The sequence below is a fragment of the Acidianus brierleyi genome, assembly GCF_003201835.2.
GTDB classification, from domain to species: Archaea; Thermoproteota; Thermoprotei_A; order Sulfolobales; family Sulfolobaceae; genus Aramenus; species Aramenus brierleyi.
In genome coordinates this window covers 1648295-1658603 of record NZ_CP029289.2, presented here as the reverse complement: position 1 = coordinate 1658603, position 10309 = coordinate 1648295, and the positions used below count along the sequence as shown (strand labels likewise).

The 10309-nt window shown below is 30.0% G+C and carries 14 protein-coding genes; 8 read left to right on the top strand and 6 right to left on the bottom strand.

What is annotated here, in order from left to right:
- Positions 1 to 249, bottom strand: coding sequence for a hypothetical protein (locus DFR85_RS24930; RefSeq protein ID WP_110271850.1), 249 nt, complete (start codon positions 247 to 249; stop codon positions 1 to 3).
- Between the two features lie 103 nt (positions 250 to 352).
- Between DFR85_RS24930 and DFR85_RS24925 the strand changes: the two genes are divergently transcribed.
- Positions 353 to 775: a hypothetical protein gene (locus DFR85_RS24925; RefSeq protein WP_110270606.1), complete on the top strand. Its 423-nt coding sequence runs from the start codon at positions 353 to 355 to the stop codon at positions 773 to 775.
- Positions 751 to 1161 (top strand): hypothetical protein, encoded by a 411-nt coding sequence (locus DFR85_RS24920; protein WP_110270605.1) that lies wholly within the window; start codon positions 751 to 753, stop codon positions 1159 to 1161. The genes DFR85_RS24925 and DFR85_RS24920 overlap by 25 nt, the downstream gene beginning before the upstream one ends.
- Here the strand turns inward: DFR85_RS24920 and DFR85_RS24915 are convergent.
- The 3 genes from DFR85_RS24915 to mobB are packed head-to-tail and all read right to left on the bottom strand — an operon-like array spanning position 1147 to position 3026.
- Positions 1147 to 1869, bottom strand: a complete 723-nt coding sequence (locus DFR85_RS24915; RefSeq protein ID WP_110270604.1) for a methyltransferase domain-containing protein — start codon at positions 1867 to 1869, stop codon at positions 1147 to 1149. The two genes, DFR85_RS24920 and DFR85_RS24915, sit on opposite strands and share 15 nt — an antisense overlap.
- Complete coding sequence (locus tag DFR85_RS24910; RefSeq protein ID WP_110270603.1) at positions 1856 to 2545, bottom strand: CBS domain-containing protein; 690 nt, start codon at positions 2543 to 2545, stop codon at positions 1856 to 1858. The genes DFR85_RS24915 and DFR85_RS24910 overlap by 14 nt, the downstream gene beginning before the upstream one ends.
- Positions 2538 to 3026 (bottom strand): molybdopterin-guanine dinucleotide biosynthesis protein B, encoded by a 489-nt coding sequence (gene mobB, locus DFR85_RS24905; RefSeq protein ID WP_110270602.1) that lies wholly within the window; start codon positions 3024 to 3026, stop codon positions 2538 to 2540. The genes DFR85_RS24910 and mobB overlap by 8 nt, the downstream gene beginning before the upstream one ends.
- A gap of 27 nt (positions 3027 to 3053) precedes the next feature.
- Here mobB and DFR85_RS24900 point away from each other — a divergent pair, with 27 nt between their 5' ends.
- From DFR85_RS24900 to DFR85_RS24880, 5 genes are all read left to right on the top strand, one after another.
- Positions 3054 to 4205: a molybdopterin molybdotransferase MoeA gene (locus DFR85_RS24900; RefSeq protein WP_110270601.1), complete on the top strand. Its 1152-nt coding sequence runs from the start codon at positions 3054 to 3056 to the stop codon at positions 4203 to 4205.
- The gene (locus tag DFR85_RS24895; protein ID WP_246252860.1) at positions 4186 to 4764 is read left to right on the top strand and encodes an NTP transferase domain-containing protein; all 579 of its coding nucleotides are present in this window, start codon (positions 4186 to 4188) and stop codon (positions 4762 to 4764) included. Before DFR85_RS24900 ends, DFR85_RS24895 begins: the two co-directional genes overlap by 20 nt.
- 367 nt (positions 4765 to 5131) lie before the next feature.
- Positions 5132 to 5590 carry a class I SAM-dependent methyltransferase gene (locus DFR85_RS24890; protein ID WP_168367153.1) on the top strand — a complete coding sequence of 153 codons (459 nt, stop codon included), beginning with the start codon at positions 5132 to 5134 and terminating at the stop codon, positions 5588 to 5590.
- Positions 5580 to 6254, top strand: a complete 675-nt coding sequence (locus DFR85_RS24885) for a diphthine--ammonia ligase (protein ID WP_110270598.1) — start codon at positions 5580 to 5582, stop codon at positions 6252 to 6254. Before DFR85_RS24890 ends, DFR85_RS24885 begins: the two co-directional genes overlap by 11 nt.
- Complete coding sequence (locus tag DFR85_RS24880) at positions 6224 to 7462, top strand: amidohydrolase (RefSeq protein ID WP_110270597.1); 1239 nt, start codon at positions 6224 to 6226, stop codon at positions 7460 to 7462. Before DFR85_RS24885 ends, DFR85_RS24880 begins: the two co-directional genes overlap by 31 nt.
- Here the strand turns inward: DFR85_RS24880 and DFR85_RS24875 are convergent.
- The gene (locus DFR85_RS24875) at positions 7445 to 8500 is read right to left on the bottom strand and encodes a glycosyltransferase (protein ID WP_110270596.1); all 1056 of its coding nucleotides are present in this window, start codon (positions 8498 to 8500) and stop codon (positions 7445 to 7447) included. The genes DFR85_RS24880 and DFR85_RS24875 overlap by 18 nt on opposite strands.
- A gap of 12 nt (positions 8501 to 8512) precedes the next feature.
- Between DFR85_RS24875 and DFR85_RS24870 the strand changes: the two genes are divergently transcribed.
- The gene (locus tag DFR85_RS24870) at positions 8513 to 9394 is read left to right on the top strand and encodes a glycosyltransferase family 2 protein (RefSeq protein WP_110270595.1); all 882 of its coding nucleotides are present in this window, start codon (positions 8513 to 8515) and stop codon (positions 9392 to 9394) included.
- Here the strand turns inward: DFR85_RS24870 and DFR85_RS24865 are convergent.
- Positions 9381 to 10292, bottom strand: coding sequence for a hypothetical protein (locus tag DFR85_RS24865; protein WP_168367152.1), 912 nt, complete (start codon positions 10290 to 10292; stop codon positions 9381 to 9383). The genes DFR85_RS24870 and DFR85_RS24865 overlap by 14 nt on opposite strands.
- Positions 10293 to 10309 lie beyond the last annotated feature (17 nt).

The window sequence follows — 10309 nt, the reverse complement described above, 5'->3', positions numbered from 1 at the left end:
TTATGCTTTAATCTTAGCTTTAATAGATTCAATTAATCTGGTTACTGATTCTTCTCTAGCAAACACGTCAATATGTGTATTAAATTTGCCATTAATACCTTTATTTTTAAGATAAACTTTTACGTTATCCATAGCCTCATCTACTGCAGATGAGACATGAGCATGCAAACTTGTTTTGGATATATAATCTGGTAGTTCCAAATTTTCTACTCTTGCAATTGCATAGAATTTCTTTCTATCTTCTTCCATGTCTAGTTCTCCAAACAATTAGTTAATGTAGAATGTAAAAAGATTTAGGTTCATAATTCGAACTAGCAAAAATATTAAACCTATAATTATGAAACTTTATATTATGTATAAAGTTATCTTTAAGATTGATAGCATCTCGCAACAGAATTCTGCATTAACGCTAAAAAAAGCTGGATTTATCCCAATATACTTTAAAAAAATTAATGGAAAGGAAGTCTACACAGCATTATATAAATCTAATGATCTGAATGAATTAAAAGAAGCCATTACAGATTTAGCTTTTTTATTAGTTAGAGAAGGAAAGAAAGGAGGTAAGGATTTCGTTACAATATATTCAGTAGATGATAAGTATCTTGGGAAAGGTGTAGGAAGTATATTAGGAGCAGGATTAGGACTTAAATTAGGTGGAATACCTGGTATGTTATTGGGATTCTTGGGCGGAATAGTTTTAGGTGAGCTTGCAGATATAGAAATGGGTGAAAAATTAGTAGGTGTTTGGGAATGGCCAACATCGATAGCTTATTAGCAAATAGAGGAGGAAGTACTTTAATAGGATTATTGATGTTTAGTAGTTCAATATATCTTTTATATACTATTCATTTTAGCATAAGCGATTTATTTGGTATGGTAATGAATTTTGATCCTTACTTCTTTTATCCAATTGGGCTCATATTAGGCTTAGAGAGATTAATATATGGTATAAGTGGAAACAAGAAATTCTATTATATGCTAATGGGACAAGGAGACATGACACCATACATAATTCAAGGAATATTTATCTTCGGAATAGTAATAGGAGTATATATCGCAGCATATTCACTCTCACTAACTACAACATTAGATAAATTAGCAGAAATAGGAGAAGGAGTTAGCTATGTATTATTTGCAATATCATTATTAAAAATGCCCTAATTTTTTACATTTAAATATTCTCCAGGGTCCTAAGGTTTTATATTCAATAATGTTAAGTCCACTATCTTTCAAATTTGAAATATAATAGTCTTGGTACTTTAGATCTATTTTCCACCATTTACTTAGAATTGAAGAAATAGTATTTCCTCTCACTAAGACTCCAATAGAACACTTTCCTTCATTTTTCAAAACTCTTGAAATTTCCTTTATACCTAAAGCTGGATTCTCCAACATATGTAAAACGAACATTGAAGACACTCCGTCTATACTTTCAGATTTTATTGGTAAAGAACGTGCGTCTCCTCTTATAGCTATTACATTATTTCTCTTATGTTTTAGTATTTTTAAAAATTTTATTGAGGTATCCAAGCCTATACATGTATTACATTTAGCAAAATCAAATATCTTGCCTGTCCCTGTTCCTATATCAAGTAGAGTATCTCCTTGAATAAAATTACTTGAATCACGAAGTATTGATGAATATGTATTACCTGCAGTTAATAGAAATCCTAATGGCGCCCAAACACTCTCATACAAAGGAGCAACAGTCTCTAATATTTTGTCTGTTTCAATATCTTTTCCTATAAAGTCATATATTCCATCAATCATATAGAACTTATGTCCTTTTTCGCATATTAGATTCTCATTTAATGGCGTCCTATCAATAGGACACTCAAGAATTTCCAACTTGCCATTATTGGTTTTCATTAAATATATATACTATAAAATCCTTAAAAGTAACTATTTTTTTGGGCCTTATGAAGAGACTTCCTATACCATATTTTTTCATGAGATTTACTCCATCTCTTAGAGTAAGATTATTATCAGCATTCACTAGATTAGGAGTCATCAATTGAGAAACTGGAGAATCTAACGTAAGATTATCACAATAATAATAAACTATATCTCTAGCAGATAACATACCTCTAGGTTCTTTTTCTAGTACTGGAAGATGTCTAATATTATGTTTTAACATAATTTCTATAGCTGTAACCATACTACTATAACTCTCTATTGTAATAGCGTCTTTTGATATTTTAGAAATTTTATCATTCCCCCAATTTACAGAAAGTACTACATCCTTTTCCGTTATTATCTTATTATCAATTATTACTGCGTCTACATTGTTTAATATCATAGCGTTTACGATTTCCCTTATGTCCTTGCTATTAACTCTAATTATATCTTTTAATTTTATATCTTTAAGTTTAGTTTCAGTAGAATACAGAATTTGTTTTAGTGCTTCATCTACAGTAAATAAACCTAATGGATTCCTTTCGCATGTTATAACAACTCTTCTTATATTCCTTCTTTTCATGAAAAATATTGCGTCATAAACTGATGAATTACAGTCAAGAGATATTATATCTGATCCTTCAATCAATAATTTTTACCTCTTTAACTTTAAGACTTCTAAGTAAATTAAATATAGCTAAATTTTGGAAAGATCTTTCAGCAATTTTTCCGTTTATTTCCATTTTTACTTCCTTTTTGCATTCTTTAGCGTCTTCTACTATTTGATTAGCTATATATTCTGCTTCATTTACATTCCTTATCTCAATTTTTTTCCCAATATTGATATTTTTAAATCCTTCTATTAAAATAACATCTGCTGGTATAAGATTAATGTAATCGTAATTGCTACATTCAAAGAAAAGAGCACAGTCATTGCTATGAAATATAACAATTTTAGCTCCAGCTTTCTCAAATTTCATAGTATCCTTATTTTCAGAATTGATTATATGGTGAGAATGTTTTATTGCAGCAACATAGTACCCATTAGATACTAGTTTTTTAATAGCTATTTCGATTGCAGTTGTCTTCCCAGAATCTTTTTTCCCGAACACTTGAAATACACATACCATAAATATTTCTTATCATAACTATTATTGATGCTTATCCCTGTAGAAGATGCTAGAAAAAAGATAGATGAGCTCAAATTTCCAGAAGTAAGAACAGCATACGTTGATTTATTTGATGCTGTAGGAAAAATTAGTGCTGAAGATGTATTTAGCAACGTAGAGATACCTTTGAGAGATATATCTGCCATGGATGGTTTCGCGTTCAATATTAGAGATTTAGGTAAAAAAATGAAGATTGCTGGAAAACTTTATCCTGCATCTAAGGAAATTCCGAGAATAAAGGAAGGAGAAGCTTATTATGTTACTACAGGAAGTCCTATCCCTGAAGGAGCAAACACTGTAGCTAGAATTGAAGGTACTAAAATTGAAGACGAATACATAGAAGTTAAGGAAAATGTCTTTGAAGGAAAAGATATTATGAAAAAAGGAGAAAATGTAAGAAAAGGAGAGATTATTGTAAGAAAAGGAGAGATTATAAAACCGTATCATTTGGGCGTATTATCTTATCAAAAAACCATCAAGCTTAAGGTTCTTGATATAAATTTTGCAGTTTTTGCTAGTGGTGATGAAATAATACCTATTGGAGAAGAGGGAGAAGGAATACCAGATTCAATTAGCCCTATTATTATCTCCTTATTAAAAACATTTGGAAAAGTTTCTTACCTAGGTGTTGCAAAAGATAACGAAGAGAGTGTAAAGGAATTCGTTAAGAAAGCATTACAATACGATTTTATAATTTCCATTGGGGGATCGTCAATGGGAGAAAAGGATTACATAAAGAAAATTGTATCATACTTTGGGACTCTTCTCTTTGAAGGAGTGTCTACCAATATAATCAAACGGTGTGGAGTAGGAGTTATAGAAAATAAGCCTTTCCTTATTTTACCTGGTCAGATAGTTTCCGCTGTAACATCATTTCATGAACACGGATTACATCTAATTTCTAGATTATTAGATGCAGAAGTAAGGAAATTTTCTGAGGCAGAATTAGGAGAAGATATAGAAGTCCAACATAAGATGGATTCTGTTTATTTATTGACTGAGCAATCTGGAAAAGTTTTTCCATTAAGATGGGGAGTTGGGTTATATAATGAAATAAACAAGGCTAATATGTTTACTATACTAAAAAGAGGGAAGATATATAGAAAAGGTGAGAAAATTATTGTGCAAAGACTTTTATGATACTATAATATTGGCAGGCGGTTTTTCAGTAAGATTTGGTTCAGATAAATGTGAGTATTGCATCTCAGGAAAATCAATGTTACAAAGAGTCGCCGAAAATTTTGACTGTCCTATAATAATTTCTCATGTTAGGAGAAAGCTAAATAATCAATTTAAATTGATAATAGACGAGAAAAGAGAAGGCCCAATAAAGGCTATTAGGTATGCTATTCCATTTCTATCCAAAAATAAGATATTTATAACCGGATGCGATTTTCCCTTCATAAAAAAAGAGTTAATTAACATAATTTGTAATAAAGACTATGATATTATATTGCCTTTATTAGACTATCCACAACCATTATTAGGATGCTACAAAAAATCTTTTATAGAAGCTAATTATCAGAAAGTAAATTCTTTTATAGAGCTAATTAATTTGGCTAATGATATTTATTTTGTTGGAACAGAAGAAATAAGGTTAGTTGATCCTACATTAAATTCAGTAAAAAACATAAACAGAATAGATGATATACTTAAAAAAATAAATATTTTTACAAAGAGTAAAATAATACTTAAATAAATAAAATTGGTCTATAAATAGAGATTTTACGTAAGTACATAGTTTTTATCTTAAATTTTTATCTTCTCTATATATAGAAAAATAATTAGTTTTTATTATGTTATAATGATAGATTGTGTCAATGTTAATATATAAGTAAATAAGAAATAAATATTTTTTATAAGATTTCATTAGATATTTCAATAACTATTTAGACTCTTTTCTATCAATAATCTTTATCTATTATTTATTCTTAAAACTTAAATGATATAAAGTGGCGAAGAAAAAGAAATCCGGTAGTTCTGAATCGTCTGGATCTTCTAAAGAAAAGAAATAACTAAAAGAGTGTTTCATAAAAAGTTAATAACATTTTTTATCTTTATTTAGTGTGTTAGTACCTTTTGTTCCTTCTCCGCCAGAAGTAATAAGAGAAATGTTAAGATGCGCCAAAGTAAAGAACGATGACATATTATTAGACTTAGGTTGTGGAGATGGTAGAATAATTAAGATAGCCAAAGAAGAATTCTATGTGAGAGAAGCCATAGGGGTTGAAATAGATAAAAGGTTATGCAGAGAAGCAAAAAATGATAATGTAGAAGTTATATGCGGCGATATGGTTACGCTATCTAGTATTCTAATTCCTAAAGTCTCCGTATTAACTCTTTATCTATCTACTCGAGCTAATGAGATCCTAGAAGATACTATATTGAAATATGGTAAAAAAGGCTTAAGGATATCGAGTCATGATTTTACTTTTGAAAAATTAAGACCAACAAAGGAAATAAAGGTAAAAGCTATGGGATTATTAGGTTGGACAGAACACATGATATATTGTTATGAATTATAATCTTTGTGCATTATATTCTGGAGGAAAAGATAGTACATATGCACTCCATTGGGCCGTATTTAAAGGTTTTAATGTTATATGCCTTATAACTATTTTACCTAAACGAGAAGACTCTTGGATGTTTCAGTATCCTAATGTAGAATTTACGAGATATCAAGCAGAAGTGTTGGGAATACCAATATTCTTTCAAGAAAGTTCTGGTCTGAAAGAAAAAGAGTTAGAGGATCTTTTCTTGGCATTCTCTAAGGCAAAGGAATTAGGAGCAGAAGGAATAGTATCTGGAGCATTACTTTCTGATTATCAGAGATTAAATATTAATTTTATCGCAAATAAGCTTAATCTGAAAACTTTCTCACCATTATGGAGGAAAAATCAAGAAAACTATATGAGAGAGTTAATAGATGAAGGATTCGAATATGTGATAACGTCAGCTTCTGCATACGGTTTTCCATTTGAATTAGTAGGCAAAGAAGTAAGTAGAGAAGATATAGAAAAAATAATCTTGGCTTCAAAGAAATTTGGATTTAATCCAGCATTCGAAGGAGGTGAAGCAGAAACTTTTGTGACATATGCTCCACTTTTTAAAAGAAAATTAAAAATTATAGGCGAAACTATTAAATTAGGAGAGTTTGAGTGGAGATTCAAAATAAAACATATACTTTAAGAAATTGCAGATTTCTAGTTGACTCGGAAAAAATAATGGAAAATTCAAACATAGTTATAAACAATGGGTTAATAGAAAGTATAGGCAAAGAAATTGAAGGAGACGAATTAGATTGCAGCAAATGGATAATAACTCCTGGCTTCGTGAATTCGCATGTTCATTCTGCTATGATACCATTAAGAGGTTACTACGATGATGCTGAATTGACTGAATGGTTAAATAAAATGTGGGAATTCGAAAAAAGCATGCAAAGAGAGTTAATGAAGTTAGGAAGTGAAATTTCAGTATTAGAGATGCTATCATCTGGTACTACTGCTTTTGTTGATATGTATTTTAATCCAGATGATATAGAAAAACTAACTGAAAAATACGAGATTAAGGCAGCAGCCGGCTATACATTTCTCGATTCTCTTTTCTCACCAGAAGAAGTAGAAGAGAAGCAGTATCAATTAAAAAAATGTAAGAATTTTTTCCCAATAGTTAACGTACATAGCGTTTATTCAGTAGAGGAAAAGACTCTAATTAGAGCAAAAGAACTTGCTGAAAAGACGTCAACATGGATACATATTCATGTTTCAGAGACTAGAAAAGAAATTTTCGATAATAAGAAGAAAACAGGAAAATTCCCTGTTGAATACTTACATGACCTTGGTTTAACTAGATTAGTAAATGCAGTTCATCTAGGCTGGATAGCAAACTGGGAAATAGATTATTTAAAGGAAGCTAAGGGTGCTACTCATTGCCCTACATCAAACATGAAACTAGCTACAGCTGGAGCATACCCATTCTATGAAATGCTAACCAAAGGAGTAAATGTAACATTAGGTACAGACGGCGCAGCAAGCAATAATTCTTTAGATATAATTAGAGAAATGAAGACTGCAGTGCTTCTACAAAGGCACTCGTACTGGGATACAAGAGTAAAAGCACTTGATGTGTTTAAGGCAGTTACAGAAAATGGCTATAAACTTCTTGGGATAAAAGGTGGAAAAATAAAAGAAGGCTATATTGCTGATTTAGCAATATTTGATTCTAGCTCAATTTATCCATTGCTTAAAGATAGAATAATTTCGAACATAGTATATTTTGCTACTAGCGAAGCTATAGTAGGTACTATAAATAATGGGAAAATAACTAAGAAGGACTATATATTGGATAAAAAGAAAAAGCTAGTAAATAAGCTTAATGAGTTACTTAATAAAATTTGAAATTTCTGCATAAAGTTGATCTTTAAATCTTTTGGAATTAAAGAAATCAGCTTTTTCAGATAATTCTTTTCTAGTTTTTATATCGGTATATATAACGTTTTTTAATAATGAAGAGGCCTCATCAAGATTATTATATGAATATTCTGGAACTATTTCGTAACTTCCACTTTCTCGTGGAACAATAGGTATTAAACCGGCAGACATAGATTCTATTACTGGTATTCCGAAATGTTCTCCTATAGTGGGATGAAAATATACTGAGGCTATTTTCATTATTTCGAGGATTTTATCTGAAGCAAGGTCAGTATATATTTCTATATTAGCTTCAAGCTCTTTAACTAATCTATACAGATATTCTAAGTATTTTCTATCTCCTAACGAACCTATTATTATTCCTTTTATGCCAGATTTAGCTGAGAGTTTTATTGAGTTTTCTAGCATCTTTCCCTTTTCTATTCTTCCTATAGAGAGAAATATTTCACTTCTTTTTTCTGTAAAAGCTTTCTTGTAAAAATCGACGTCCACTGGTGGATAAATAACTTTTCTAACCCTTGTATTATACGCTTCTTCAATTTTTCGTAATGAATAAAAAGAATTTGCGATAATATAAGATTTTTTAGCCTCCTCCGAAAGTTTTTTTGCTATAATTTTAAATGGGAAAAGGTAAGCCTTCCAAAATAGAGAAGAGGAATATTTTGTGGGTGCAGAAGATATTGCTGGGGCTCCTGCATATATTATATGAGGAGAGATTTTGGACAACGGAATTGGAACTCCAGAAAGGTTAAGGAAAAATAAAGGTTTTATTCTTCTTGCTGCAAACCAAACAAGTAATCTTTGATATTTATCAAACCTTCTAAATTTAAATGGAACTACATACTCATTGTCATTAATATTTAACTTAGAAAATGTTACTAAAATATAATCTAAATTATGATCTTTTAGCGCATTAACTCCTTCTAAATATACTTTTCCTTCTCCACTGTAACCTCTATATCCATATCCGTGAGCTATCACTGCGACTTTTTTTATTTCTCTCACAATTTGATCTTTGTGACAGAGATATTAATTCCAGTCGGTCCTAAAGATAATATAGAATGGGTCAAAAGATCAATCTCGTCCGCAATAACTCAAGGAAAAGTCGTTGTTTTCAATAATTCAGAGAGAGAAGATTTAACTAAATTAATAGATGAAATGAACGTATATCATGTAAAAGTACATAGAATGAAAAAAGTAAACATGGCTGCATTGAGAAATCAAATGCTTTCTCTAACGAAAGAAAAATATATAATAATGCTCGATAGTGATGTAGTACTACCACAAGACGGGGTCAAAAAAATGATAGAAAAATTAAGACAGGGATTTTCTTTGACGTGGATGCATTATGCTTACGATGAAAAAGAAATGAATAAGCCTCTTTCTCCTGGTGAAGAAAATCCTAATTTAGGATGTGCAGGAATAGATATGGATTCTCTAAGGAAAATAGGGATGTTTGATGAAAGATATGAAAGAGATGAAGATATTTGGGTCTATTCCAAATTTCAAAAGGAAAAGTTTAGAGTAGGCCCTACTGAAGGAAGATGCCTTCATCTTAATAAACTCCATTCAAGAAATAATTTCCGTGATTCTATTTCTGAGGCAAAAAGAAACTTTTGGAGATCAAAATATGATATGATGCTAGTTTTAGACGGCTTAACAAATTTTACTTTTCTAACTGGGTACGGTTACTTTGGAAGTTATTATTTAATAGGAATTATAGGATTTTTCTTTTATCCAATACTATTAGGTTATATTCCGCTAGTAGGCTTCGGAATAAAATACTATGGTGGTCCAAGAAAGTTTATTTATAACTTAATACCTGGACTAGCCTTAGCAATATCACTTCCATATGGCTTGACTTATGCCATACTAAAGAGAAAGTCTAGAATTTCCTAAATTTATACAAAATAACAGTTAGGAAATTCTTCAAAGTAATCAATGGCATGTCCACTACTTTCCCCCATTTTTTCTTAAATAGGAATATATCATCCCATTTCTTTAGTTTTCCTAAAGGTGCTCCTCCTAAATCCAATATATAACCTTTTTCTCTAAAATAATTTATCTGATTATAAAGCAATAAGTAATTTGCGCCCAATTTCTTACCTTCTTGTGAAGAAGCTGCGTCTATATAATATCCTATACGACTTTCCTCATCGTATAATATGAAAACTCCAGAAATAATTTTGTTATCTAGTAAACCAAATACAGATCTTAACATATCTTTCTTGGCTAGATATTCAAAGAATTTATAACCTGCTTGAAGTTTTGTACTTTCTTTAGATTCTAAAGTTTGTAAATAACAGTTTTCATAATATTCCTTATAGATATCAAAATTAAACTCGTTGATTATATGTATATTTTCCTTTTCGGCTAATTTCACATAATAATTAATTTTTCTATTTGGTTTCCATGAATCGTCATTTATCACATATGAATAATTTTCTTTCTCTATATTATTAAACAGTTTTATATAATCTAACTCATTTCTAGTATATACGTGTAGAATTTTTGTTATTCCAAAATAATTTTTGTAATTCCTAATAAAATCTTTTATCTCATCTTCATAGTTTCTCGATGTAATTAATGGAAATATTGCAGTAAGTATTTTTAAATACCTATTTTTTCTAACATTAAAATACGTATATCCTTCTTTCAAGAGTAAAAATTTGATCTTCCTAATATTTTGTCTTGCGTATATCTGATACGGATTCAATAATGGATGCTTGAACTTAGATTCTTTATAAATATCATATAAATTAGGCAATATATCTTCTGATAGTACTATTTCTTTCATATAAGGCTTTTTAGGTA